The following is a 25,521-nucleotide window of genomic DNA, read 5'->3' as shown; positions in this document are numbered from 1 at the left end:
ATCGACGATCGACCGTTCCATCGGCGCCGGGGAGTTCTCCTCCCCGGCGCCTCGTCGTTCAGCGTGATCTTGCGAGGAACCCCAGGGCTTCAGCCCCGGGAGGAATCGCATCCCGTGGCTGCGACGCGGAGCGTCGCGGCATCTCTCTCAGGCACGGAGTGCCCGGATTGCCGTCCGGCGGAGCTGGACAGGGCACGCGAAGCGAACGCGTGCTCGATGATCTACCTGATCGTATGGCGAATGCCTGTATCGGTACGGTTTGTGTGACCGGAGGTTTAGGGTCGACGTCATGAAGCTGGTGGTGCGGGTGAAGCTGCTGCCGACGCCCGTACAGGCGGCGGCACTTGAGGCGACCCTGCACGCCTGCAACGAGGCCGCCACCTGGGCCGCCGAGGTCGCCTTCGCCAAGGGCGCGCGCCGTCCGCTCGGTCTGCGCAAGCACACCTATGCCGAGGTCAGGGAGCGGTGGGGGCTGGGGGCGCAGGCCGCCCAGCACGCGATCAAGAAGACCTGTGACGCCTACACCACCCTGAAGGCCAACCTCCGAAACGGCCGCTACGGACGGCCCGGCACCAAGCGCCACACCCGTGCCGCGGGCAAGCCGGTCACCTTCCGTAAGGAGGCGGCCCAGCCCTACGACGACCGGATGCTGTCCTGGCAGCATCAGGCCCGCACCCTCTCCATCTGGACCACGGCGGGCCGGCTGAAGGGCGTGGCGTTCACCGGGCAGGCCGAGCAGTTGGCTGTGCTGGCCGCGCACCGTCAGGGTGAGTCCGACCTGGTCCGCCAGGGCGGGAAGTGGTTCCTGATCGCGACCTGCGAGATCCCCGCCAAGACCCTGAACGCGCACCCGGTGGGCTTCATCGGTGTCGACCTGGGGATCGTGAACATCGCCGCCACCTCCGACGGCGCACGGCACTCCGGACGCCGGATCAACCGCAAGCGCGAGAGGGACCGGGCGCTGCGGTCCAAGCTGCAGAAGAAGGGCACGAAGTCCGCGAAGCGGCGGGCGAGGAAGTACGCGGGCCGTGAGGCCCGCCGGAACAAGGACATCAACCACAAGATCAGCAAGCGGATCGTGGCGGAGGCTGAACGCACCGGACGCGGGATCGCCCTGGAAGAACTGACGGGCATTCGCGAGCGGGCACGGCTGAGAAAGCCCCAACGCACCACGCTCCACTCCTGGCCCTTCGCCCAACTCGGCGCCTTCATCGCCTATAAGGCGAGGCGCGCCGGAGTCCCGGTCGTGCACGTCGATCCGGCGCACACCAGCCAGGAATGCTCCCAGTGCCACCACACCGAACGGGGAAACCGGCCCTCCCAGGCCCGGTTCACCTGCCGGTCCTGCGGCTTCGTTGAGCACGCGGACCACAACGCGTCCCACAACATCCGCCGACGCGGCTGGATGCTGTGGGTATGCGGGGCCCAGCCAACGGCCCCTGCACTCACCCTCATCGCGTGAGTACTGGACGCAGCCGAACCCATCACAGCCAGTGATGACTCGAGCAGCAAGCCCGATCGTTCACGACCGGGTAGTTGACCTCTCCGTGCGCGGGAAAGAGACCTCGACCCGTCGGTTCTTCTTGCGGCCGGCCTCCGTCGAGTTGTCGGAGATCGGGTACTGCTCGCCGTATCCGCGTACCTCGTACGTGACGTTCGCGTCGTTCAGTTCGGCTTCCAGGACGTCCTGTACGGCGTTGGCCCGCTGCTTCGACAGGACGTCGCCGTGGGCGGAGGTGCCCAGGTTGTCCGTGAAGCCGAAGACGCGGATCTTCGTCGCGTTCTGCTTCTTGATCTCGTCCGCGATCGCCGCGATGCGGGCCTTCGACTGGCCGCTGAGTTTCGCACTGTCCTTGCCGAACAGGACCTCCGCCTGGAGGGCGAACTTGACGTCGGCGTTGGTGTCTTCACGGCGTTCCTCGCCGGACTGGTCCTCCACGACCTGCTTGATGTCCAGGACCTTGGGTTCGGCCAGGGTCGCGCCCTCGGGGAGCTTGAGGTCCGGGTCGTTGGCGTCCACCTTCACGGGGGCCGCGGCGGTGGCCTCGGTGCCTGGGGGGACGCTGGGGGTTTCGTCGGCCTCGGCCGTCGTCGCGACGAAGAGGTTCGTGGCGAGCATGACCGACGCGGCGGTGAGGGTCAGGGCGAGGCGGGGTGGGGTGAGGGTCATCGGTGCCTCACCCGGAGATGGTGATCGTGGCGGCTGCGAAGGTGGGCAGTTGGAAGGTGACTTCGCCCGTGTCGGTGGGCGGTGCGGGGAACTGCATGAAGACGGGGATGGAATCGCCTGCCTTGATCCGCGGCATGCCCGTCGTGGTCAGCGGGCGCCCATCGGTATCACGCAGCACGTAGTAGCGCTTCTTGCTCGCGGAGTCCACGAGGGTTGCTCCACCCAACGACGTCCCATGCCTGATGATCTCGGTCTCGTCGCCCGACGTCCGCACAGAGACACGTGCTGCCTCGGCACCGTCGTTCTTCATCTCACCACTCACGGTGACGAACCCACCCGAGTCCCTCTGGGCCGAGGTGATTTCGAGGATCAACCCGTCCTCACCCTTGAGCTCGGCGAGAGGCTCATCCGTCCCCTCCTGAGCACTCGGATTGGACCCGGTGTCCTTGGAAGCCGAGGCCGACGCCTCCGGCTTCTTGTCGTCGTCGCCTCCACCGCCGCAGCCGGCCACACCGACGGCCAGTCCAGCCGCAACAGTCAGTGCGACCATCCCCCTGCGGGCCTTCGTAGTGAACCGAATACTCATGACTCCGCTTCCTTCATCCCTTGTCGTTCGCTTGTCAGTCGGCCAGATGGACGTCGAAGAGGTCCTCGGGCTCCGGAAGGATGGTGAGATCGTCCGGGTCCAAGTCCCAGTCCACGTTGTCCTTGCAGGTGAGTCGCGGCAGTACGTCGTCCCCGGAACCCGCGCCAGGGACCTCGAACGTGCAGAGAGGTTCGATCACTGCCCGGGCGGATGCCCTCGCATACTTGTTCTCCGTGCCGGGAACGATGGAGTCTCCCACCGGTTCGTTCGTCTCCACATCGACTTCGTAGGCCAGAAGTCCCGTCAGCTGACAAGCCTCTACGTGCGCGTCGTTCTGCGCCGCCAGCTCATAGGCCCGCTCGCACGAGGGAGTCAGACCTGGCACGTTGCCATCGAAGATGTCCTGCCACTTCGTCGGGTCGAGTACGACCTCCACCCACTTGCCCGCGAGTTGGTCCCTGGCGTCCTGGGCAGCCGCGAGCGCCGCCGCGTCCGCTGCCGTCTGCGCGCCGTTCCGGTTTGCCGCGGCCTGGCCGACCGCAAGGTAGGCGAACGCAAGAAAAAGCAGGCCCGCCACCACCGTGATGTAGATGGGGAAGGCCTGCCCTGCGTCGCCGTACGGGGACCGCCTGATCAACCAATGACCTCGTCGATTTTCGCCACGATGGCGTCGTAGATCTGCTGACCGATGTCCGTCCCCGTGATCGCCAACACGATCGCCACAACCACCGCGATGATCCCCAGGTACTCGACCGCGGTCTGTCCCTCGTCGTTCCAGTTCCGCATGGCGTTGCCCTCCGTTGTCCGTGGTGTGGGCAACGTATGAGGTGGCGCCCGTCCTCGCGGAGGGTCCCAGGGCCCAACTCCGGGCCCAATTCGCCTTCCCCTTCCCCCCAGCCCTCATCTCAGGTCACCCCTAGCCACTTCGCGGCGGCCTCGGCGCGGCTGGTGCTGTGGAGTTTGGCGAAGATGCGGTTGATGTGGTTCTTGACGGTCTTCTCGCTGATGAAGCAGGTGGCGGCGATCTGTTGGTTGTTCATGCCGGATGCGATGAGGTCCATGATCTCCGCCTCCCTTGCGCTCAGGTGGAACCGCGACTTGTCAGACTGTGCCACAACTGGTTGCAGTTGCGAAAGCTGTTTCGCAGAAATCAATGGGGACTTGGGTTGATGCGGGGCGAAATTGTGTGCAGTCGCACTGCCTTCCTTTGTCTGTCGCAGCCGGGCCACCAGGGCATCCGCCGCCGTCGGCGTGAAGTGGGCCCGGCCGTTCTTGATGTTCCTTACGGCGTCGACCAGTTGGTCCGCCGTGAACTCGCCGTGGACCAGGTAGCCGCCGGCGCCCAGGCGCAGGGCCTCGTGGACGATCTCCGACTCCCGGCTGTAGGTGAGCATCACCACCGGGGAGATCTGAACCAGGTGCGGGAGGGCCGAGAGGCCGTCGACACCCGGCATGCGGACGTCCAGGAGGATCACGTCGGGGTGGTGGGCCAGCGCCACCTCGTAGGCCTGGCGGCCGTCCGCGGCTTCCGCGACGACCGTGATGTCCTCGCGGCCGGAGAGGAGGGCGGTGAGGCCCGCGCGGACCACCGGGTTGTCGTCCGCCACCACGACGCGTAGGGCGGTCGATGGCGCGGGGGGCGGGAAGTCCTCGAACGGGTCGTGGGGCGGTGGCTGCTTCGCGCCGGGGTGGGGAGTCGTCTGGTCCGGCATTCTGCGGCCTCCTCTCGTCGTTTCGCGTTGCGTGGGGGATTTGTGCGGCGGCGTCGTGCGGTTGGTCAAGCGCTGCCTGGGGCCGGTGTCGTCAGCGGGAGTTCCAGTCGGACCTCCGTGCCCTTGGGGTGGGTGCCGCGGCCGATGCGGATGCGGGCGCCGAGCGAGGCGGCTCGTTCGACCATGCCCACCAGACCGAAGTGGCCCGTGCTGCGGAGTTGTTCGAGGGTGGTGCCCTGGGGCAGGCCTCGGCCGTCGTCGTAGACGGTCATGCAGAGCAGGTCGCCGTGGACTCCCGCGCTCACGTCCACCCGGGTCGGGGCCGCGTGGCGGTGGGCGTTCTCCATCGCTTCCGTGGCGATGGTGAGGAGTTGACGGGCGACGGCCGGCGGGATGAGGGGTGTCTCCTCCTCGCCGGTGGAGTGGTAGGTGGCCGCGAGGTTCGTACGGGTGCCGAAGTCCCGTGTGCGGGCCGCCAGTTCCCTGAGTACGTCGGTGCTGTCCGCCTCCCGGCGCAGGTCTGCCAGGAGTTCGCGGGACTCGGCGGCTGCCCGGCGGGCCGAGCGGGCCACCAGCTCCGCCCGTTCCTTGACCAGCGTGGGGTTCATACGGTCGGCCGAGCCTGCCAGGCCGTCCGCCGCCAGGGCCACGCCGAACAGGGTCTTGGCGACCGAGTCGTGCATCTCCCTCGCCAGACGGGCCCGTTCCTCGGCGATCGCCTCCGTGACGGCCAGACGGGCCTGGACCTCGGTCAGGGCCTGGGTGGCGGCGCCGAAGCGGAACATGAGGTTGCGCAGGGCCGAGCCGACCGCTCCGGCGATGACGCAGAGGCCGGGGAGGAGGAGGCGTTCGGCGACGGTGGTGGCCGGGTTCTGTGTCGTCGCGTAGACCAGGAGAAAGATCAGGGACTGAAGGCTCGCGAAGACCGCGGCGCCTCGCCAGCCGTAGACGATGCCGGCGAGGAGCGGGGTGCAGACGCTGACGTAGGCAAGCGTGGTGTCGGGGCCCGCGGAGATGAGGAGCAGGGAGCCGAAGAGGGTGTCCGCGGCCAGGAGCGTGGGGTGGCGGAGGAGGAGGGGGCCGAAGCGTTCCCAGTCCCTGAAGAGGACGTACGAGCCCATGAAGGTGGCGACCACCGCGGCGCCCACCAGGCGGGCGCCCAGGCCCGGGTTGGCGTTGAGGAGGGCGGCGGGGGCGGCCAGGGCGATCATGGCCAGCCGGAAGCCGAAGACTTGGCGGGCCAGGGCTTGTAGGGCGTTGACCTGGATGGGGATGGCGGGTGCGTCGGCCTGTGCGGGCGCGTCGGTCCAAGCGGGAGCGCCAACCCCTGGGGGAGCATCAGTCCGAGCGGGAGCGTCAGCCCCTGCGGGAGCGTCAGCCCATGCGGGTGTGTCAGCCCGAGCGGCTGGCCCCTGTGGGGTGGCTCCACCGTCCGCCGCCGTCCGTGGCTGCCTCGGCACACCCGGCAGTGGCTCCTCCAGCGATTCCACTCCCCGCCGCCGCCACACCCCCCGGCGTTCCCCGGTCATCGACATCCTCGTCACCCGCCCCCTAGTCGCCCGTGATCGAGCCGAAGTCGGTCCCCGAGCCCAGCAGCAGGCCCGCGCCCAGGAGGAGCATCGTGGCCGGGACCATGAACGTGGTGATCATCATCGTGGCCTTGGGGACCGCGCGGGCGGCCTTGCGGCGGGCGTTCTGGGCGTCCGTGCGGCGCATGTCCTTGGCGAGGGCGACCAGGGTGTCGACGATCGGGGCGCCCAGTTCCTCGCCCTGCTGGAGCGCCGTGACGAACATGGCCACCTGTTCGGAGTCGTTGCGGCGGCGCAGTTCCTGGAAGGCCTGGCGGCGGCCCATGCCGAGGTCCATCTGGCGGAGCGTGATGCGGAGTTCGTCCGCCCAGGGCCCCTCGTACTTCGTCGCCACCCGGTCCAGCGCCTGCCTGAAGCCCAGGCCCGCGCTCACCACGACCGCCAGGACGTCGAGGAAGTCCGGCAGGGTCCGCTCGATCACGTCCTTGCGGATCCGGATCGCCGACCAGATGCCGACCTCCGTCCAGAACGCCCCGAAGGCGAACAGCAGCAGGGCCACGAGGAACTGTCCCCGCATCACGAAGACCAGGCCGCCGAACCCGCCCAGGAAGCCGTAGACCGCGCGGCGGGCCGCGTAGCGGTCGATGGTCAGGCCGCCGGGGTTGCCGGCCAGGTCGATCCTGCGGCGGTACTTCGCGACCTGCTTGGGACCCATCAGGCGCAGGACGGCGGGCGCGTAGCGCATGCCGAGACGGTCGATCAGCGAGTCCACCGCGCCGGTGCGCGTGGCGCCGACCTCCAGGGCGAGGACCAGGTCGCCGGGGAGTTTCGCGTCCGCCCGGTACATGCGGATCCCGGCGAAGACGCCCCAGACCCCGAGGCCCATCAGCAGGGCGAGAAGAAGTGCCATCTGTGTACGCCCCCTCAGACGTCGATACGGGACAGGCGGCGGATCAGGACGAACCCCACCGCGTAGAGCGCGAAGGCGATGATCACCGCCGCCTGGCCGGCCGGGGAGCCGGTCATACGGTCCAGGGCGCCGTCCTTCACGCCGTTCATCAGGAAGAGGGAACCCACTCCGAGGACCGGGACGGCGTACGACGTCATGTTGACCTGCGCCAGTTGGGTGCGGACCTCCCGACGGGTCTCCTTGCGCTCCTCCAGGGTCTCCGTCAAGTTCCGCAGCGCACCCACCACTTGGCCGCCCGCCCGGTTGGAGAGCACCAACGTCGTCACCAGGACCACCAGTTCGCGCGACGGCAGGCGCTCCGCCATCTCCCCCAGCGCGTCGTCCAGGGAGGCGCCCAGCGCCAGCTGGTTGGCCACCTTGCCCAGTTCCTCCCCGGCCGGGGCCTCCAGTTCCTCCGCGGCCATGCCGATCGCCGTGCGCAGGGCGAGCCCCGCCTGGGTGGCATTGGCCAGGATGCGGGACATTTCCGGGAGTTGGTTGATGAACTTCTCGATGCGTTTCTGGCGCTGCCAGTTCAGGAACTGCACGGCCACCCAGATGCCCAGCAGACCGGCGAGGGGGCCGAAGAAGGGGGCCAGGGCCGCCTGACTGATCAGCCACAGGCCGGCGGCCGTGGCCACCATGTAGACGAAGAACTCGCCCGGGGTGATGTCCAGGCCCGTCGCCGCCAGCCTCAGTTCCAGTTTCCTGCCGAGCTTGGTGCGGCGCAGTCGGCGGTCCAGGGTCGGGAAGCGGCGCCGGCGGCCGCCCGCCTGTATCTGGCCCGTCGCCGAGAGGCGGTCGACCAGGGCCTGGCGCTGGGCCTTGCCCATGGCGTACGCGTGCAGGCCCGCCACGGCGAGGACGCAGGTCAGCAGGGCGATGCCCGTGGTGAGCGTGATCAGCGAGTCGAGTTCCATCGGGCGGTACCTACCTGGCTTCTCGGGTCGTCAGTTCGAGCGCGGACTGGGCCACGCCGAAGGCCTGGGGGATCGGCTGGCTCGCCATGTAGAGGCGGTCCGCAGTACGGCGTGGGAGCGGGAAGTACTCGAAGGCGCCGTGGACGCGGCCGTCCGCCGACATGGGCTGGGCGTGGAAGCGGGCCGCCGTGGCCAGGCGGTAGGGCTCGGCGCCGTGGCTGTCGAGGATGGCTATCTCCGTGATGCGGCGGGCTCCGTCGGGGAACCGGGTCAGCTGGATGATCACGTCGAGCGCGCTGTTGATCTGGTCGTGCAGCGCTTCGAAGGGGACGCCGACCTCGGACATCGACGCCAGGGTCTTCAGACGCATCAGGGCGTCCTCCGTGCTGTTGGCGTGGACCGTGGCCAGTGAGCCGTCGTGGCCGGTCGACATCGCCTGGAGCATGTCCAGGGACTCGCCGCCGCGGACCTCACCGACGACGATGCGGTCCGGGCGCATACGGAGGGAGTTGCGGACCAGGTCGCGGATGGTCACCTGGCCCTTGCCCTCGACGTTCGGCGGGCGGGACTCCAGGCGGATCACATGCGCCTGCTGGAGCTGGAGTTCCGCGGAGTCCTCGATGGTGATGATGCGTTCGCGCTCCGGGATCAGCCCCGACAGGGCGTTGAGCAGGGTCGTCTTCCCGGTGCCCGTCGCGCCCGACACGATGATGTTGAACTTGGCCTGCACCAGGCCCGCGAGCAGGTACAGCATGTGCTCGTCCAGCGAGCCCAGGCCGATCATCTCCTGGAGGGTGAAGGAGCGCGGGAAACGGCGGATCGTCAGGGTCGCGCCCGTCAGCGACAGGGGCGGGATGATGACGTTCACGCGCTCGCCGGACGGGAGGCGGGCGTCCACCATGGGATTCGACTCGTCCACGCGCCGGTTGACCGTCGAGACGATCCGCTCGATCGTCTGCATCAGCTGGTCGTGGGAGGGGAAGCGGAGCGGCAACTGCTCCACCCGGCCGCCGCGTTCGACGAAGATCGCGTCCGGGCCGTTCACCATGATCTCGGTGATGGACGCGTCTTCGAGGAGCGGCTCCAGGATGCCGAGGCCCAGCGCCTCGTCCACGACCCTGCGGATCAGCTGCGAGCGTTCGACCGTCGACAGCACCGGGCCCTCGCGGCTGATGATGTGCCCGAGCACCCGCTCCAGGCGGGCCCGGCGCTCGGCGGCCGCCAGCGAGCTCATCTCCGCGAGGTCGATCTCCTCCAGGAGCTTGGCGCGGTACGAGGCGACCAGGTGGCCGTCCTCGCCCCGGCTGCCGTTCTCCTCGGGGGTGCTGATGCGGGCCCGCAGACTCATGGGGTACCTCGTTCAGTGGTCGAGCGGCATGGTGGCCGTCTTGGTCGCGTCGCCGAAGTCCCAGCCGGGGACGATGGAGGGGATGTCGACGGTGGCGGTGACGGTGACTTCATCGCCGCCCTGCGCGGCGGAACAGGAGACCGACAGCCAGTCGCTGACCGCGGTCGTACAGCCCTCCTGGGCGCTGTTCTCCAGCGAGGCCGCCCGCGCCCCCGCCCGCGCCGCGGTACCGGCCTGCTGTGCCGTGTAGGCGATGAGCCCGATCTGTACCCCCGCCATGGCGACGAGGATCAGGATCGGGATGAACCCGAGGTACTCGATGGCGACCTGGCCGAGGTCGGCACGTCGGCGGTCGCGGACTTTCCCGTCGTACGACATCTCAGTCCGTCTCCTCCTCCACGGCTCCCGCATGGCCCTCGACCGTGAACGGGAAGCCGATCGCGCCCGGGAAGAGGACGGGGACCTGGAGTTCGACGTCGGCCGTGACATAGCCGCCGCCGGTGCCGCACTCCACGGTGCCGTTCCACGCGTCCGGCAGCTTCTCCAGGCCTGCCGCCTCGCACGCGCCCTGCCGCTCCCCCGGGCTCGCCGCCGTTCCCGCCCGTACCGCCTCGTCCGCAGCATTCCCCGCCAGCGTGAAGGTGTACCCCACCAGCACGAACTGCCACAGCAGCACCAAGGTGATGATGATCAGCGGGGTCATGCCGAGGAACTCGATGGTGACCTGGCCGGAGTCCCGGCGCCCCATGACCCCGAGCCGCCTCATGGCCCCAGCTCCCTGCGTCGGCGGAAGCCCACCGCGCCCCGGTCGCTCCTGGACCGTCCGCCCTTGTGCGCTCCCTCGGCCGGTTTGACCAGTCCCAGTTCCCCCGCGAGAGCCCACAGCGCCTGCTTCACGACGCTCTTGTTGTCGAGTTCGTGGACGCGTCCGGCGTCCACGACCGATTGCAGTTCCTTGAAGTTGGCGGGGATCGCCACCCCCGCGACCGGTGTGCCGGTGATCTTCCGGACCAGCGAGGGCTGGATCTCGGTTCCGCGCGTGTGCCGGTTGACGACCACCGTCGTCTCCTCGGCCTTGCGGATCTGGAGCCGGTCCCACATGCGGACGGTCCGTTTGGCGCCGCGTACCGCGATCACGTCGGGCGTGGTGACGAGCAGGGCCGTGTCCGCCATCTCGACGGCCGCCGCGCCGGCGCCGCCGATCTGGGCGCCGCAGTCGATGACGACGATCTCGTAGCGGGAGCGCAGGGCGCTGACGATCTGACGGACGGCCCGGTCGGTGACCTCCTCGCCGCGTTCGCCCTCGCCGGGGGCCAGGAGCAGGGCGAGCCCGGTGTCGTGGCGGAAGACGGCGTCGGCCAGCACGCGTGGGGAGATGTCGGTGATGGTGGCGAGGTCGGCCACCGAGCGGCGGAACTGGACGTCCAGGAAGGAGGCGACGTCCCCGGTCTGGAGGTCGAGGTCGACCAGGGCCGTGCTGCGGCCGGACGCCTGGGCGGCGAGGGCGAGTTGGATGGCTGCGAGGGTGGTCCCCACTCCCCCTTTCGCGCCGCTGACCGTGACGACCGTGCCGCCGACTCCGGTGAACACGTCGACGGCGCCGCCCAGATGACGCCGTACGCCCACCGACCACTGGGCGACCGCCTGGACCCGGATGGCCAGCTCCTCGTAGCTCAGCGGCAGCGCCACCAGTCCCCGTGCCCCGTAGTCCATGGCGGCCTGGAAGAGGCCGGGGCTCGCGTCGGAGGTGACGAGGATGACGCCGACCGCGGGGAAGCGCAGGGCCACCTCGCGGATCAGTTCCAGCGCCGGGACCGGGCCGATGCGTTCGTGGACGACCACGACCTCCGGCAGCTCGTCGAAGGACTCGGCGGCCAGGCGCGCGAGGGTGTCGACGAGCTGGGTGGAGTCGACGACCGGGGCCACCGGTTCGGCGTCCGGGAGCTGGCTGAGCAGGGTGGTGATGGAGCGGACCGCGTCCGCGTCGCCTACCGCCGGCAGGATCCTCGTGGGCATACGGCTCTCACTTGTCCTTCGCGAGTTCGTACGTGCGGTCCTGCTCGGGGACGGTGCCGGTCTCGCCCGGCGCGACCAGTGCGAGCCGGACGCGCTTGGCGAAGGACTCGGCGTACGTGATGCGCTGGGCGTCGATGGCGGAGAGCGCGAAGGTGATGGGGACGGCCTCGGTGGCCTCGCGGGTGCGGTCGTCGGCGTCGGGCTGGAGCGGGGTGAGGTCGCCCACGTCGAGGACCTTGGCGTTCGTTACGATGATCTTGGACTGATCGGGAGCACCCTCCCGCTCACCCTCGAAGGTGGCGTACACGTTGACCGTGGAGTTCGGCGTGATCTTGCCGGCCACACCGGTCGCCGCGTCGATCATGATGGCGACCTCTTGCTGCCCGGGCTGCAGAGCCGGCTGTGCCACGATCATGTCGCTCTGCAGCAGGGAGCCCTTCTTCAGGGCGGTGACCGCGATCTTGCCGTCGATCTCGCGGAGATTGCGGACCGCGTTGTCGGACAGCCACCGCTCGGGCATCTCGATCTTCTCGAACTGGGCCGTGCTCAGCGGTTTGTAGGGGTCCACGTTCGTCTTGAGCCGGTAGGCGGTGACCTCGGGGCCGACCTTGGACTCGGCGTCGTTGATGACGGACAGGACGCCGGCGAAGGCCGCGAGGGCGCAGACGGCCGACAGGATCAGGAGTATGACGCCGCGGCGCTGACGGGAGTTCATGAACCGTACAACCTCATTGGGGGATATCGGTCGACAGGGCTCACCCGGCGGTGAGTTGGTTCTGCTGGTTCTCGGTGTGCGGTGACGTGGCGGAACAGAACACACAGCGGTCGCCGATCACATCGATGCCGCACCAGTGGCAGGCGCTCTGGCGGACCGAGGTGACCAGTTGGTAGAGGACCGAGAGGTCGGGCAGGAACGAACAGAACTCGATCACTTTCGGGGTGCCCCACCACGACGCCGACTCGGCGGGGAGCGGGACCTCTCGCAGGCCCTGGACGTCCCAGGACGGGGCGAGGGTGGTGGTGACCCAGTCGGACTGGAACTGCCCCTTGGCGACCAGCAGGGCGGTGGCGAACTCGGGGCCCTTCAGGGCGGCTTCGGGGCCGATGCGGACCATTTGCGGTTCGGGGTGGGCGATCACACCGAACTGACTTCCCGGGACCCATGACTTGGCATGCGCCTTGAGGTCCACGGGAACGCGGTCGAGCTTGGTGACGGAGCCGAGGACCGCCCCGGCGTGAATGTAGTGGGTGAGCAGCCGGCCCGCGGAGGCGAGCACGCCGGGGCTGAGGTCGCAGGAGGCGAGCTGCCTCAACTGGCGGGCCAGGACGGCCAGCCCGAGGGGCGGCAGATCGGGGCGGAACAGGGCGATACGGTCGCTTTCCAGGAGGGACCGTACGGTGTGCAGGCGCCGCTCGACCGCCTTCGGCACCGCCTGGGAGCAGACGACGATCACATGGCCGTGCTGGTCGATGAGCGCCTGGAGGCCCAGCAGCGTGCGCTCCAGCGGTTCCTTGTCCAGGCCCTTGAGCACGACGGCGGGCACGGTTCGCTCGTCCTGCGGTGGCAGCGCCATGTCGGCACCGGTCACGGCAATGGCAGTTGGCACGCGCAGCTCCCCGTTCCCATGCCCCGCCGGCCCGACCGGCGTTACTCCGGCACACCCAGTCGACTTCACTGCGTGACTACGTCAGCACTCTAGCCACGCCCATGTGACCGGAGAACAGCGTTTCTTCAGCTGATGGCAACTGTTTTTGCGCAAGGCTCCCCAAATCAGGGCGGATTGCATATGCCGATGCCCCGTGGAGAACCCGTGGGCCCCGTAAAGATGGTCTGGACCTATTGACGGACGCGATTGGTCTGGACCAGTCTGCTTGTCATGGCCATACTCAGACGACGCTCTGCTCGCTTCTGGTCGGCAGCGGTTCTCGCAGCCCTCGCCCTCGGTGTGTCCGGCACAGGCCAGGCCTCCGCCGCGGATGTCAACAACGCCAAGAACGCCGGCTTCGAGTCCGGCCTGACAAACTGGACCTGTACGGCGGGCAGCGGGGCGACCGTCTCCTCGCCGGTGCACGGCGGCGCGGCCGCGCTGAAGGCGACGCCGGCCGGGCAGGACAACGCGAAGTGCACGCAGACGGTGGCGGTGAAGCCCGGATCGACGTACACGCTCAGCGCGTGGGTGCAGGGTGGGTACTCCTACCTCGGTGTCACCGGCACCGGCACGACGGACGTGTCGACATGGACCCCCGACTCCACGTCCTGGAAGCAGCTGTCGACGACCTTCACCACCGGCGCCTCGACGACCTCGGTGACGGTCTACACGCACGGCTGGTACGGGCAGTCGGCGTACTTCGCGGACGACGTCTCGGTGTACGGCCCCGACGGCGGCGGTGGCACCGACCCGGCCCCGACGGTTCCGGGCATGCCGAGCGGCCTCGCGGTCTCCGGTACGTCCTCCTCGTCGGTTTCCCTGGCCTGGAGCACGGTCTCCGGGGCCACGGGGTACAACGTCTACCGCGGCGGTACGAAGGTGACGGCGGTGACCGGCACGTCGGCGACGGTGACCGGGCTCGCGGCGTCGACGTCGTACTCCTTCCAGGTCACCGCGACCAACTCGGCGGGTGAGTCCGCGAAGTCGACGGCGGTGACAGGGACGACGACGGCCACCCCGACCGGACCGGCGCTGCCCAAGCACGCCGTCACCGGGTACTGGCAGAACTTCAACAACGGGGCCACGGTCCAGAAGATCTCCGACGTCCAGTCCCAGTACGACATCATCGCGGTGGCCTTCGCGGACGCCACGACGACTCCGGGCGCGGTGACGTTCAACCTCGACTCGGCGGGGCTCGGCGGTTACACCGTCGACCAGTTCAAGGCGGACATCGCGGCGAAGAAGGCGGCCGGGAAGAAGGTCATCGTCTCGGTCGGCGGTGAGCGGGGGACGGTCGCGGTCAACGACTCCTCCTCGGCGGCGAACTTCGCGAACTCGGTGTACTCACTGATGCAGACGTACGGCTTCGACGGCGTGGACATCGACCTCGAGAACGGCCTCAACGCGACGTACATGACACAGGCGCTGAGGTCGCTCTCGTCGAAGGCGGGCTCGTCCCTCGTCATCACGATGGCCCCGCAGACGATCGACATGCAGTCGACGTCGAACGCGTACTTCCAGACCGCGCTGAACGTGAAGGACATCCTCACGGTCGTCAACATGCAGTACTACAACAGCGGTTCCATGCTCGGCTGCGACGGCAAGGTGTACTCGCAGGGCTCCGTCGACTTCCTGACGGCCCTGGCCTGCATCCAGCTCGAGGGCGGCCTCGCCCCCTCCCAGGTGGGCCTCGGCCTTCCGGCCTCGACCAGCGGCGCGGGCAGCGGCTACGTGTCCCCGACGGTGGTCAACAACGCCCTCGACTGCCTCACGAAGGGCACCGGTTGCGGCTCCTTCAAGCCGTCCAAGACCTACCCCGACCTGCGCGGCGCGATGACCTGGTCGACGAACTGGGACGCCTCGTCGGGCAACGCGTGGTCGAACACGGTGGGCCCGCACGTGCACGGGCTGCCGTAGCGGAAGGGGCTGAGCGTGGGGGCGAGAAGGCCGCCCCCACCACCGCTCACCCCATCGGCCTGTAGTACCCCAACACCGCCGCCAGCCCCGCGAACCACTCCCCCAGTCGCTCCCGCGACTTCGCGTCCACCACGCACTCGTAGAACTGGCCGTCGAGGTGGACCACGGCCAGCATCAGTGACTTTCCGTTCGGGGTCGTCTTGTAGTGGACGCTGCGGATCTCCGGCCAGTCGAAGTCCGCCTCGACGCCGTTGAGTTCCAGGGTGACGCCGGAGGCGTCGACAGACACCGAGCTGCGGCGGTCGACGGCGAGGAACTCGGGGCCGGCGGGGGTCGGCTGGGGCATCGGTGGGGGTGGGCCGAAGCCTTGGGGTGGGTGGGGTGGGTACGGCGGGTGGGTCATGGTGGGTCCCCCGGGGTGACGTGCCTGGGTGTGTGCGTACGGCAACTTACTCGTCGTACCGGGAAATCCGGCGAGCCGGCCTTCGCCTGTGCCGATGCCCTCAAGATCCCCTGCAAATCGTGTGAAACATTTCCGGGGTGCCACCGCATCAATCAAGTGAGAGCGCGAAGCAGGCGCATCCACGAGCAGGGGGAACACATGAGACAGGTCCTTGCGGACCAGTACGCGGAGTTCGCGGCGGCACGCGCGGGGCATCTCTACCGCTCCGCGTGCCTGCTCACCGCCGGGGACACGTATCTCGCCGAGGACCTGGTGCAGGAGACCCTGGGCCGGCTGTACATCAGCTGGCACCGGGTGGCCCGGGTCGGCAACCCCGCCGGGTACGCGCAGACCGTCCTCACCCGGGCGTTCCTCGCCCACCAGCGGCGCCGCAGCAGCAAGGAGCGCGCCACCGCCGAGTTCCCGGAGCAGGTCTACGCCGACCACGGCGACGTCCCGCTGCGCCTCACGCTGCTCCAGGCGCTGGCCCGGCTGCCCGCCAAGGACCGGGCGGTGGTCGTGCTGCGCTACTGGGAGGACCGCTCGATCGAGGAGACCGCCGACGCGATGAACGCCAGTTCCTCCGCGGTCCGCACCCGCTGCACCCGCGCCCTGGGCCGGCTGCGGGAGCTGCTGGGCGAGGACCTCGGCGAGTACGCACGCTTCTGACGGCCCCACCCGTCCCTATGACCTCGCCTCACCACACCTCTGACTTCTCATCCTTCACACCTCGGGGAAACGGTGGTTAGCCATGCCCGCTCAACAGCACAGTGATCCCTTCGAGGACCGTGTCGCCGCCGAACTGCGCGATGTCGGCGGACAGTTCGACGCCGATCCGCATGCGCTCACCACCGCGGGCCTCGCCCGTGGCCGACGGCTGCGACTGCGGCGCCGGGCCGCCGTCGTGGGCGGCGCGGCCTCCCTCGCGCTCGTCGGGGTGGGCGGGGCGCTGCTCCTGCCCGGCGGCGGTTCGGACCCGGACCCGTCCTCGGTGGCCTCGAAGCCGAGCGCCACGGCGACCGTGCCGCCCGTCTCCGGCCAGGAGCTGATCAGGACGCTCAAGGAGCAGCTCGGGTACGGCAAGTTCAGCCAGGAGACCGGTCGCGGTACCGCGGACGCGCCGTACGCGTGGCTCGTGTGGGACGACGGGGACGGGGGTTCCGTCGTCTCCGTCAACATGGAGCGGGTCGAGCCGGGCACTGAGCAGACCCGGCAGTGGACCGAGTGCCCGGACAAGACGTTCACGCCGTACGACAGTTGCCGGACGAGCCGGCTGGACAACGGCTCGGTGCTGAGGATCCTCCAGGGGTACGAGTATCCCGACAAGCGGGAGCCCACCAAGCACTGGTCCGCCGACCTGGTCACTCCGAGGGGCCAGCACGTCGCGGTGTACGAGTGGAACGCCGAGGCCGAGAAGGGCTCGCCGGTCACCCGCGAGGACCCGCCGCTGGACGCGGCGGAGTTGAAGAAGCTGGTGACCGCGCCGGCGTGGCTGACGGCGGTCGACGCCATTCCCAAGGAGGACAAGTCGTCGTCGGCGAGCCCGGAGGAGACCGCCCCCACCACCGACATCCGCAAGACGCTCGTCGACCTCCTCCCCGACGGTCTCACCCCGGTCTCGAGGGGCGGTGACGAGTCCGGGTGGGGCTATGTCGTCGTCGACGACGGCAAGGGCAAGAGCCTCGTCGAGATCAACGTCCAGCCGAACATGGGGGACCTCCTCGGCGAGAGCATCTTCGAGGGTGCCGAGGAGGTCGGCGACGGCACGATGCTCATCACCCGCGAGGACGCCGGGGACAAGGGCGTCTCGGGCACGGTCAGGTGGACCGTCGACACGGTGCGGATCGACGGACTGCGGGTCGTGATCAGCGCCCTCAACGCGGGCGGGCCGCACGACGCGCCGAGCCGTGACAAGCCCGCCCTGACGATGGAGCAGCTCAAGAAGATCGCGCTCAGCTCGAAGTGGGGGCCGAGCCGGGAGGAGTCGCAGACCGGTCAGAAGAACTCCGACCAGGGCTGATCCCAGATCTGCTTCACGCACAGCACCAGGAACAGCAGTCCGGCGATCACCAGCATTCCGTTGCTGATGAGGCCGTTGCGCCATTCGGCCGGTGTGCGCGAGGAGTTGAGGAGCCAGATCAGTGTGCCGGCCAGGAAGGGAAGGAAGGCCGCGCCCAGGACGCCGTAGAGGATGATCAGGCGGAAGGGCTGGCCCTGGAAGAGCAGGACGATGGGCGGGAAGGTCAGCCACAGCAGGTACGCGCGGAAGGGCCAGGAGCGTTCGCGCGCACCGGAGGCGACCTCCTCGCCCGTCCCCTTGCCCGTGCTCTCGCCCTTGTCGCGGAAGCGGGCGACGAAGTCGGCGAACATCAGGCTCACGCCGTGCCAGACGCCGATCAGGGAGGTGTACGAGGTGGCGAAGAAGCCGATCAGGAAGAACTTGGCGGTCGCCGAGCCGTACTTGTCCTCCAGGATGTCGCTGAGCTGGATGAGCCCCTTGTCGCCGCTGGCGATGGCGATGTTCGCCGAGTGCAGCATCTCGGCGCCGACGAACAGCATGGAGATGACGAAGATGCCGGTGGTGGCGTAGGCGACGCGGTTGTCGAGCCGCATGACCTTCATCCAGCCGGTGTTGGTCCAGCCCTTGGCGTTGACCCAGTAGCCGTACGCGGCGAGGGTGATGGTGCCGCCGACGCCGCCGATGAGGCCGAGGGTGTTGAGGATCGAGTCCTTCTCGTCGGGGAGGACGGGCAGCAGGCCCGCGAAGGCGTCCCCCAGGTTCGGGGTGACCCGGATGGCGAGGTAGACCGTCACCACGAACATGACGCCCACCAGGACCGTCATGACCTTCTCGAAGACCTCGTACTTGTTGAACCAGACGAAGACGAGGCCGGTCAGACCGCAGGCGACGGCCCACCACTTGAGGTCCATCACGTCCGGGAACAGCGCCTGGAGCGGGAGCGCGCTGGACGACATCGCGGCGGCGCCGTAGACGAAGCCCCAGATCACCACGTAGACGACGAAGAACCACGAGGTCCAGCGGCCCAGGCTCGCCCAGCCGTCGAAGAGGGTGCGGCCGGTGGACAGATGCCAGCGGCCGGCGGCCTCGGCGAGGGAGATCTTGACGAGGCAGCCGATGACGGCGGCCCACAGGAGCGTGTAGCCGAAGTTGCTGCCCGCGATGAGGGTCGCGACCAGGTCGCCGGCGCCGACGCCGGTGGCCGCGACGACGATGCCGGGGCCTATGTACTTCCAACTGGACTTACGAGGTTGGGGGTTGCCGGATGATGCCTGGGTGTCCGTGGGGTTGCCCGTGGTGTCCGCCATGCAGGTCAAGAAAGCCCAAAGCCGCCCGCCCGGCAAGAGGGCCTGCGTGGATCTTCACCCGATGCGCGTACTCGGGGGGAAGGGGTCGGGCCCCGGCGGCTGGGCAAGCGCACCGGGGCCCGGGATGTGGTTCCGGGGGGAGCCTGAGTTGACGTATCCGGAACTCTCGGGTCAGAACGACTGTCGCCGACCACAGTCGTCGGACCCGCACGTGCCGAGCTCGAACCACACGGTCTTGCCCGGCCCGTCCTGATGGCAGCCCCAGCGCCGGGCAAGCGCATCCACCAGGAACATCCCCCGGCCGCTCTCCGCGGTGCCCGCCTGGAGCACCTGGGGAGTTCGGCGGCCGACATCGGCGACCTCGCAGCGCAGTACGCCGTGCGAGGCGAAGAGGGTGAGTCGGAAGCTGCTCGCGGAGTGGAGCAGGGCGTTGGTGGCGAGCTCGCTGACGAGCAGCTCGGCCGTGTCCACCAGGTCCTCCTGGTCCGCGAGCCCCCACCCCTCCAGCTGTCGGCGGACCGTGGCGCGGGCCTCGCGAACGGCGGCGGGACGGGGGGCGTACTCGACGCTCAGATGGCCTGCCCCCAAGGGGGGTTGGGGGTACGCGGCGTACCGAGGATCGGGGTCCGGGGGGCGGCCCCCGGAGAGTTGCAGCATGGGAGCAGGATGCCCGCCGCGACCGTGCCGCACACCGGGAGGAATACCCGATTCACTACCTACGTACATCAGTTCGGGATCGAGCCACGGCCGCAGCGTTCCGGCCACCGCGCCTTTATTGACTCTTGACCTGCTCATGCCATAGGCGCACGATGAGCGCCGCACCCGCACCTGTGAGTCACCTGTATCCCCACTTGCTTCAGGCCCGGAGACCCCGGAATCCCTGGAGAAACTAGGAGACTTCATGCGACTTCGCATACGAGGCTCAGGCGTCCGCGGCGGAAGACGTACCGCCGTGTTCGCCGCCCTCCTCGCCCTCGCGCTCGCGGCACCCCTCTCCCCGGGCGCGAGCGCCGACAGCACCGCCAAGGCGGCTCCCTCGGCGGACGACATCCGCCAGTACGAGATCCACACGCACGCGACGGTCAAGGAACGCACGGCCCTCCAGCAGGCCGGCGTGGCCATCGACGAGGTGGACGACCACGGTGTCGTGATCTCCGGCCGTGCCGACCAGATCAGGAAACTGCGCGCGCAGGGCTACGACATCACGGCGCTCGGCGCGGTCCCCGACCGGTCCTCCGCCGAGGACGGCGGGGTCGGAATCCTCGACTTCCCCTCGGCCGACTCGAGGTACCACAACTACGCGGAGATGACGAGCGAGATCAACTCGGTCGTCTCCGCCCACTCCTCCATCGCGAGCACCCGCGTGATCGGCACCTCGTACCAGGGCCGGAACATCGTCGCCATCAAGATCAGCGACAACGTGGCGACCGACGAGTCCGAGCCCGAGGTGCTGTTCACCCACCACCAGCACGCCCGTGAGCACCTCACCGTCGAGATGGCGCTGTACCTGCTCAACGAGCTGACCTCGGACTACGGCACCGACTCCCGCGTGACCAGCATGGTCAACAACCGCGAGATCTGGATCGTCCCGGACCTCAACCCCGACGGCGGCGAGTACGACGTCGCGACCGGCTCCTACCGCTCGTGGCGCAAGAACCGCCAGCCCAACTCCGGTTCCTCGAACGTCGGTACCGACCTCAACCGCAACTGGGCCTACCGGTGGGGCTGCTGCGGCGGCTCGTCCGGGTCGACCTCCTCGGAGACGTACCGCGGCCCGGCGGCCGAGTCGGCGCCCGAGGTCAAGGTCGTCGCCGACTTCGTCCGCAGCCGGATCGTCGGCGGCGTGCAGCAGATCAGGGCCGGCATCGACTTCCACACGTACAGCGAACTGGTCCTGTGGCCCTACGGGTACACGACGGCGAACACGGCCACCGGCATGACCACCGACGACCGCAACGCCTTCGCGACGGTCGGCGGGAAGATGGCCGCGAGCAACGGCTACACGCCCGAGCAGTCCAGCGACCTGTACATCACCGACGGATCGATCGACGACTGGCTGTGGGGCAGCCAGAAGATCTTCGGGTACACCTTCGAGATGTACCCGTCGTCGAGCTCCGGGGGCGGCTTCTACCCGCCCGACGAGGTGATCGCTGCGGAGACCGCGCGCAACCGGGACGCGGTGCTGCAGCTGCTGGAGAACGCGGACTGCATGTACCGGTCCATCGGCAAGGAGGCACAGTACTGCAGTTAGAAGTGGACAGGTCGTCGGGGAGCTGCGGGCCGGTGGTGGCCGGTCGCGCAGTTCCCCGCGCCCCTGGGTGGGACTAGTCGTCCTCGGTTTCGTCGGCGCCGTCGTCGAAGTAGGCGTCGAGGACGGCGTCCAGCTGCTCGTCCCACTCCTGGAAGCGCGCCCGCGACGTGGCCTCGACCTCGATCGGGTACCAGCGCCTGTCCGGGGTGTGCACGGTGATCGTGTACCGCTTGCCGAAGCGGGGCGTCTCGGTCTCGATCGCGCCGATCTCGTCCCAGCGGAACTCGCACCGCTCCTCGTCGAGGCTCAGGCGTACGCCCTTCGCATCGGCGACGATCTTCGCGCGGCGGTCGGACGCCTCGAAGGCGGGGCCGTCGGCCGCGTCCGCCTCCGGCTCGTCGGGAGTGGGTTCCTCCTCGGGGTCGGGGGCGGCCTCCTTCTTCGCGAGGGCGTCCTCCTCGGCAAGGGGCTCCTCGGCGTCCTCGGGCTCGCCGGACACGGGTGAGGTCAGCCCGGGGATGAAGGCCGGGTCGAACCCGGCGCCTTCCAGGGGCTTGCTGCTCGAACCTATGCGCTGCTCCACAGCGGGAAGTATGGCGGACGAAGCTGTGCCGTGGGGCGCCGGGGGCCGAGGTCGCCTACCGCGCATGACGAATTGGCGGATCTGTCCCCCCGCCGATGCACCGGCCACCCGCGGTTTTACCGCCGGTTTGGGGACAGATCCGCCAATCACGCCTTCCTGCCTACACGAACAGGCTCAGCACCGCCGCCATCACGAAGCCGACCACCGACAGGACCGTCTCCAGGACCGTCCAGGTCTTCAGCGTGTCCCGCTCGCTGATGCCGAAGTACTTGGCCACCATCCAGAAGCCGCCGTCGTTCACGTGCGAGGCGAAGATCGAGCCCGCCGAGATGGCCATGATGACCAGGGCCACGAAGGCCTGGGAGTGATCGCCCTCCGAGAGCAGGGGCGCCACGATGCCCGCCGTCGTCACGATCGCCACCGTCGCCGAGCCCTGGGCCACCCGTAGGACCACCGAGATCAGGTACGACAGGACGATCACCGGGAGGCCCACGTCGTTGAAGGTGTCCGAGAGCGCCTGGGCCACGCCGCTCGCCTTGAGGATCGCACCGAAGACACCGCCCGCGCCCACGACGAGCAGGATGTTGCCGACCGGCTTGAGCGAGGCCGTCGAGACGGTCTCCAGGGACTTGCGGGACCAGCCGCGCCTCAGGCCCAGGAGGTAGTACGCGAGGAGCAGGGCGATCGTCAGGGCCACGAAGGGGCTGCCGAAGAACTCGATCACCGAGCGGCCCGTGGAGGGGTCCAGGGCGATCGAGGAGAAGGTGGCGGCGAGGATCAGGACCAGCGGGGTGCCGATGATGCCGAGGACCGTGCCCAGCGGGACCGGGTCCTCGCGGGGCTCCACACCCTGCTCGCGCTGCTCGTTGATGACCGCGAGCCTGGCCTCCGCGGCCGCTTCCACCATGTCCTGCGGTACGGCCACGAAGATGCGCCGGCCGATCCACGCGGAGAACACCCAGGCGGCCAGTACCGCCGGGATGCCGCAGACCACGCCCATCAGGATGACCCAGCCGAGATCCACGTGCAGCAGTCCCGCCGCGGCCACCGGTCCGGGGTGCGGGGGCAGGAAGGCGTGGGTCATCGACAGACCGGCGAGGAGGGGGAGGCAGTAGAGCAGGATCGACTTGCCGCTGCGCTTCGCCGCCGCGTACACGATCGGGGCGAGGACGAAGATGCCCACGTCGAAGAAGACCGGGATGCCGAAGATGAGGCCGGTGAGGCCCATGGCGAGGGGTGCCCTCTTCTCACCGAAGAGGTTGAGGAGGCGGGACGCCAACACCTCGGCGCCGCCGCTGACTTCGAGGATCGCGCCGAGCATCGTGCCCAGGCCGATGATGATCGCGACATGGCCGAGGATGCCGCCCATGCCGGACTCGATGGTGGAGACGGCGTCGGAGCGCTGGACCGTGCCGAAGAGTTCGGTGACCGAGAGGCCCGCGAGGAGGCCGACGGCTATGGAGACGGCGAGGAGGGCGACGAACGGCTGGAGTCTGACCTTGATGATCAGGAAGAGGAGGAGGGCGATGCCGATGGCGGCGACGGTCAGGAGACCGGCCGTGCCGTCGATGAGGAGGAGCAGACCACCTGTGTGCGGGGGAGCTTCGGTGGTTGCGGCGAGCGGTTGGGACATGGGGGTCCTCTGCGTAAGTACATACAGCTTTCGGGCAAGGCGGATCGCGGCATGGCCACCCGTCGGGGGCCATGCCGTTCTGCTTACGGCGTGCGGGAGTTGAGGGGGTGTGGGCTCAGCCGAGTACGGCGAGCGCGTCGATCTCGATGAGGAGTCCGGCGGGGAGGCCGACGTAGACCGTCGTGCGGGCGGCCGGGGGCGCGGTGAGGCCCTGCTCCTCGAAGTAGGTGTTGTAGAGGCCGTTCATCTCGGCGAAGTGGTCGACGTCCGTGAGGTAGACGCGGATCATCATCACGTCGTCCCAGCTCGCGCCGCCCTCCTCCAGGATCGCCTTGACGTTGGCGAGAGTCTGCAGGGTCTGCTCGCGCAGGGTGGGGCCGGCGGGCGTCGGCGGCTTGCCGTCCTCCGCGGGGAGGAAGCCGACCTGGCCGGCCACCTGGAGGATGTTGCCCTTGCGCACGCCGTGCGAGAACTTCGCGGGCGGGGTGGTGTGGGTCTTGGGCGTGAGCGCGATCTTCTCGGTCTTCTCGGTCATGAGGTGGCTTCCTTGACGGGGGTTCTGCCGGAGTACTCGCCGCTGACGGTGTCCGCGGTACGGCGGACCAGCGGGAGGAGGGTGAGGAGTTCGTCGGCGGTGACGACGACGTTCGGGGCGGAGACCGACATCGCGGCCACGACCCTGCCGTCGGCGCCGCGGATCGGTGCGGCGACGCAGTTGATGGACTCCTCGTGGCCACCGAGGTCGGTGGCCCAGCCCTGTTCGCGCACGCGCTCCAACTCCTTGAGGAAAGCGGATGCGTTGGGGGTCGAACGGGACGTGTACATGGGGTACTCGAGCTTGTCCGCGAGGGTGCGGCGCTCGGACTCGTGCAGGTCGGCGAGGAGCAGCTTGGCCACGGCCGCGACGGTGATGGCGACGGGCTTGCCGATCCGGGAGTACATCCGGACCGGGTAGCGGCTCTCGACCTTGTCGATGTAGAGGACCTCGGCCTCCTCGTACACGGCGAGGTGGACGGTGTGGCCGCACTGCTCGTTGAGGCGTACGAGGTGGGGGTGGGCGATCTCCCGGATGTCCAGGTTCTCCATCGCCTCCTGGGCCAGCGCGATGAGGCGGGCGCCGAGACGGTAGCGCTGGTCGGACTGGCGGTAGACCATGCCGTGTTCGTGGAGCGTGCGCAGGAGCCGCAGGGCCGTGGACTTGTGGACGCCGAGGCGGTCGGCGACCTGTCCCAGGTCTGCGGGACCTTCTGCGAGCAGCGGCAGGATGCTCAGCGCGCGGTCGACGGTCTGGCTCATGGAATGCGTACCTCCTCCGGGGCCTGCACGGCTTGCGTCCAGCCGGGGCCGAGTCGAAGTGTCTCCCAGGTCCCGTCGTCCACGGCCGCCAGGCGGTCGACGGTGTCGCGGGTGGGCGGTACGGCGAGGTCGCCGGGGGTGGTGAGGGTGGCGGCGGCATGGAGGTGTGCGGTGCGGAGACAGGCCGTCACGGAGAGACCTCGCAGCATGCCGGAGAGAAACCCGGCGGCAAAGGCGTCACCGGCACCGGTGGTGGCCACGACGTCGACACCGAGGGCGGGAACAAAGGTGACGGCGCCCGCCCCAAGGGACGCGGGGAAGGAAGCCTCGCCTTGTGACTCCGGGCCGCCACCCGACCCAAGGGGCGCGGGGAACTGCGCGACCAGCCCCCACTCACCCGCAGCCGACACGAATGCCGTAGCCCCCTTGGCCCCTTGCTTCACCACCAGCACGCCCGGCTCGGGCAACAGCTCCCGGACCGCCGACGAACCACCGGAAACCCCCCACGCCTCCTCCGCCTCGTCCTCCCCCACGAACACCACATCCGCCCGGCGCGCCAGCTCCAGCACCACCCCCGCCCCCTCGGCCCCCCTCCACAGGTCGGGCCGGTGGTTCACGTCGAAGGAGATCAGGGGGCGCCCCACGCCGGGAGCCGTCAGCTCGTGCAGCAACCCCCGGCACCCTTCGGACAGCGCCGCAGTGATCCCCGTCAGATGCAGCACCCGCCCCGCCCGCACCGCCTCCAGGTCCACGTCCCCCGGCGACATCGCCGACGCCGCCGACCCCGCCCGGTAGTAGGCGACCTCGTGCGCATCCGTCCCCCGCTCCCCCGCCGTACGGAAGTACACGCCCGTCGGCCGCGCCGGATCACGACGTACGGCCGACACGTCCACGCCGTACGACCCGATCGTCGCCACCAGATGGTCACCGAAGCCGTCCGCACCCACCCGGCTCACCCACCGCACGGAGTGCCCCGCGGCGGCCAACCCACAGGCCACGTTCGACTCCGCACCCCCGATCCCCCGCTCGAACGACGGCACATCGGCAAGGCGGCCGGGTCGGGTGGGCAGGAACGTGACCATGGACTCGCCGAGCGCGACGACATCCACGATGTCGGGGGCGTTGGTCACGATGGTCGTAGCTCCTCGGTCTCGGTCATGGGGGTCCATTGACCCTGCGTTGGCCGAGATGTT

Annotated in this window: 27 protein-coding genes; 5 read left to right on the top strand and 22 right to left on the bottom strand. The window is 69.1% G+C overall.

Translation table 11 applies throughout. From position 1 onward, the window contains the following. The first annotated feature begins 289 nt into the window (after positions 1–289). Positions 290–1,462 carry an RNA-guided endonuclease InsQ/TnpB family protein gene (locus OHU89_RS31855; protein WP_405647998.1) on the top strand — a complete coding sequence of 391 codons (1,173 nt, stop codon included), beginning with the start codon at positions 290–292 and terminating at the stop codon, positions 1,460–1,462. 60 nt (positions 1,463–1,522) lie between these two features. Here OHU89_RS31855 and OHU89_RS31850 read toward each other — a convergent pair whose 3' ends face one another. The 14 genes from OHU89_RS31850 to OHU89_RS31785 form a co-directional block, all read right to left on the bottom strand. Continuing rightward, the gene (locus OHU89_RS31850) at positions 1,523–2,170 is read right to left on the bottom strand and encodes an OmpA family protein (RefSeq protein WP_405647996.1); all 648 of its coding nucleotides are present in this window, start codon (positions 2,168–2,170) and stop codon (positions 1,523–1,525) included. 7 nt (positions 2,171–2,177) lie between these two features. Beyond that, positions 2,178–2,756 carry a hypothetical protein gene (locus tag OHU89_RS31845; protein WP_405647994.1) on the bottom strand — a complete coding sequence of 193 codons (579 nt, stop codon included), beginning with the start codon at positions 2,754–2,756 and terminating at the stop codon, positions 2,178–2,180. Between the two features lie 34 nt (positions 2,757–2,790). Continuing rightward, the gene (locus tag OHU89_RS31840; protein WP_405647992.1) at positions 2,791–3,393 is read right to left on the bottom strand and encodes a pilus assembly protein TadG-related protein; all 603 of its coding nucleotides are present in this window, start codon (positions 3,391–3,393) and stop codon (positions 2,791–2,793) included. Then, positions 3,390–3,542 (bottom strand): hypothetical protein, encoded by a 153-nt coding sequence (locus OHU89_RS31835; RefSeq protein WP_362394719.1) that lies wholly within the window; start codon positions 3,540–3,542, stop codon positions 3,390–3,392. The genes OHU89_RS31840 and OHU89_RS31835 overlap by 4 nt, the downstream gene beginning before the upstream one ends. A 119-nt stretch (positions 3,543–3,661) precedes the next feature. Beyond that, positions 3,662–4,468 (bottom strand): response regulator, encoded by an 807-nt coding sequence (locus OHU89_RS31830; protein ID WP_405647989.1) that lies wholly within the window; start codon positions 4,466–4,468, stop codon positions 3,662–3,664. 65 nt (positions 4,469–4,533) lie between these two features. After that, entirely contained in the window at positions 4,534–6,003 is a 1,470-nt protein-coding gene (locus OHU89_RS31825) for a sensor histidine kinase (RefSeq protein WP_405647987.1), read from the bottom strand. A 16-nt stretch (positions 6,004–6,019) separates the two neighbouring features. Then, positions 6,020–6,907 (bottom strand): DUF5936 domain-containing protein, encoded by an 888-nt coding sequence (locus tag OHU89_RS31820; protein ID WP_405647985.1) that lies wholly within the window; start codon positions 6,905–6,907, stop codon positions 6,020–6,022. Positions 6,908–6,921: 14 nt separating this feature from the next. Next, positions 6,922–7,866, bottom strand: coding sequence for a type II secretion system F family protein (locus OHU89_RS31815; RefSeq protein ID WP_405647983.1), 945 nt, complete (start codon positions 7,864–7,866; stop codon positions 6,922–6,924). A 10-nt stretch (positions 7,867–7,876) separates the two neighbouring features. Further along, complete coding sequence (locus OHU89_RS31810; protein ID WP_307026447.1) at positions 7,877–9,214, bottom strand: CpaF family protein; 1,338 nt, start codon at positions 9,212–9,214, stop codon at positions 7,877–7,879. A 12-nt stretch (positions 9,215–9,226) separates the two neighbouring features. Then, positions 9,227–9,592 carry a TadE/TadG family type IV pilus assembly protein gene (locus OHU89_RS31805; RefSeq protein ID WP_405647981.1) on the bottom strand — a complete coding sequence of 122 codons (366 nt, stop codon included), beginning with the start codon at positions 9,590–9,592 and terminating at the stop codon, positions 9,227–9,229. 1 nt (position 9,593) lies between these two features. Next, on the bottom strand, positions 9,594–9,980 hold the full coding sequence (locus OHU89_RS31800; RefSeq protein ID WP_405647979.1) for a TadE/TadG family type IV pilus assembly protein: 387 nt from the start codon (positions 9,978–9,980) through the stop codon (positions 9,594–9,596). Next, positions 9,977–11,230: a CpaE family protein gene (locus tag OHU89_RS31795; protein ID WP_405647977.1), complete on the bottom strand. Its 1,254-nt coding sequence runs from the start codon at positions 11,228–11,230 to the stop codon at positions 9,977–9,979. Before OHU89_RS31795 ends, OHU89_RS31800 begins: the two co-directional genes overlap by 4 nt. A 7-nt stretch (positions 11,231–11,237) precedes the next feature. Then, positions 11,238–11,945 carry a Flp pilus assembly protein CpaB gene (gene cpaB / locus OHU89_RS31790; RefSeq protein ID WP_266888623.1) on the bottom strand — a complete coding sequence of 236 codons (708 nt, stop codon included), beginning with the start codon at positions 11,943–11,945 and terminating at the stop codon, positions 11,238–11,240. A gap of 40 nt (positions 11,946–11,985) precedes the next feature. Then, positions 11,986–12,837 carry a hypothetical protein gene (locus OHU89_RS31785; RefSeq protein ID WP_405647975.1) on the bottom strand — a complete coding sequence of 284 codons (852 nt, stop codon included), beginning with the start codon at positions 12,835–12,837 and terminating at the stop codon, positions 11,986–11,988. A 270-nt stretch (positions 12,838–13,107) separates the two neighbouring features. Here OHU89_RS31785 and OHU89_RS31780 point away from each other — a divergent pair, with 270 nt between their 5' ends. Beyond that, positions 13,108–14,796, top strand: coding sequence for a chitinase (locus OHU89_RS31780; protein ID WP_405647973.1), 1,689 nt, complete (start codon positions 13,108–13,110; stop codon positions 14,794–14,796). Between the two features lie 46 nt (positions 14,797–14,842). On the opposite strand, the gene OHU89_RS31775 is transcribed toward OHU89_RS31780, so the two are convergent. Then, on the bottom strand, positions 14,843–15,142 hold the full coding sequence (locus OHU89_RS31775; protein ID WP_405647971.1) for a hypothetical protein: 300 nt from the start codon (positions 15,140–15,142) through the stop codon (positions 14,843–14,845). A 255-nt stretch (positions 15,143–15,397) separates the two neighbouring features. On the opposite strand from OHU89_RS31775, the gene OHU89_RS31770 reads away from it, so the two are divergent. Together OHU89_RS31770 and OHU89_RS31765 are read left to right on the top strand one after the other, a co-directional pair. Beyond that, on the top strand, positions 15,398–15,907 hold the full coding sequence (locus OHU89_RS31770; RefSeq protein WP_266888627.1) for a SigE family RNA polymerase sigma factor: 510 nt from the start codon (positions 15,398–15,400) through the stop codon (positions 15,905–15,907). A gap of 82 nt (positions 15,908–15,989) precedes the next feature. Next, positions 15,990–17,258 carry a hypothetical protein gene (locus OHU89_RS31765; RefSeq protein WP_405647969.1) on the top strand — a complete coding sequence of 423 codons (1,269 nt, stop codon included), beginning with the start codon at positions 15,990–15,992 and terminating at the stop codon, positions 17,256–17,258. On the opposite strand, the gene OHU89_RS31760 is transcribed toward OHU89_RS31765, so the two are convergent. Continuing rightward, the gene (locus OHU89_RS31760; protein ID WP_405647967.1) at positions 17,234–18,565 is read right to left on the bottom strand and encodes an Nramp family divalent metal transporter; all 1,332 of its coding nucleotides are present in this window, start codon (positions 18,563–18,565) and stop codon (positions 17,234–17,236) included. The two genes, OHU89_RS31765 and OHU89_RS31760, sit on opposite strands and share 25 nt — an antisense overlap. A gap of 171 nt (positions 18,566–18,736) precedes the next feature. Continuing rightward, entirely contained in the window at positions 18,737–19,222 is a 486-nt protein-coding gene (locus OHU89_RS31755) for an ATP-binding protein (protein WP_405647965.1), read from the bottom strand. 244 nt (positions 19,223–19,466) lie between these two features. Here OHU89_RS31755 and OHU89_RS31750 point away from each other — a divergent pair, with 244 nt between their 5' ends. Continuing rightward, complete coding sequence (locus tag OHU89_RS31750) at positions 19,467–20,816, top strand: M14 family metallopeptidase (RefSeq protein WP_405647963.1); 1,350 nt, start codon at positions 19,467–19,469, stop codon at positions 20,814–20,816. 73 nt (positions 20,817–20,889) lie between these two features. Here the strand turns inward: OHU89_RS31750 and OHU89_RS31745 are convergent, their stop codons facing one another. The 5 genes from OHU89_RS31745 to OHU89_RS31725 all read right to left on the bottom strand — a co-directional run bounded on the left by OHU89_RS31745 (position 20,890) and on the right by OHU89_RS31725 (position 25,410). Continuing rightward, entirely contained in the window at positions 20,890–21,399 is a 510-nt protein-coding gene (locus tag OHU89_RS31745; protein WP_405647960.1) for a hypothetical protein, read from the bottom strand. Between the two features lie 160 nt (positions 21,400–21,559). Next, positions 21,560–23,032 carry a GntP family permease gene (locus OHU89_RS31740; protein ID WP_405647958.1) on the bottom strand — a complete coding sequence of 491 codons (1,473 nt, stop codon included), beginning with the start codon at positions 23,030–23,032 and terminating at the stop codon, positions 21,560–21,562. A gap of 115 nt (positions 23,033–23,147) precedes the next feature. Further along, positions 23,148–23,567, bottom strand: coding sequence for a RidA family protein (locus tag OHU89_RS31735; protein ID WP_405647956.1), 420 nt, complete (start codon positions 23,565–23,567; stop codon positions 23,148–23,150). Next, the gene (locus OHU89_RS31730; protein ID WP_405647955.1) at positions 23,564–24,328 is read right to left on the bottom strand and encodes an IclR family transcriptional regulator; all 765 of its coding nucleotides are present in this window, start codon (positions 24,326–24,328) and stop codon (positions 23,564–23,566) included. Before OHU89_RS31730 ends, OHU89_RS31735 begins: the two co-directional genes overlap by 4 nt. Next, the gene (locus OHU89_RS31725) at positions 24,325–25,410 is read right to left on the bottom strand and encodes a sugar kinase (protein ID WP_405654745.1); all 1,086 of its coding nucleotides are present in this window, start codon (positions 25,408–25,410) and stop codon (positions 24,325–24,327) included. The genes OHU89_RS31730 and OHU89_RS31725 overlap by 4 nt, the downstream gene beginning before the upstream one ends. Positions 25,411–25,521: the final 111 nt, after the last annotated feature.

This window comes from Streptomyces sp. NBC_00019, from assembly GCF_045041015.1.
Taxonomy (GTDB): domain Bacteria; phylum Actinomycetota; class Actinomycetes; order Streptomycetales; family Streptomycetaceae; genus Streptomyces.
The sequence above is the reverse complement of the archived record's forward strand: the minus strand, read 5'-3'. Positions and strand labels throughout refer to the sequence as shown.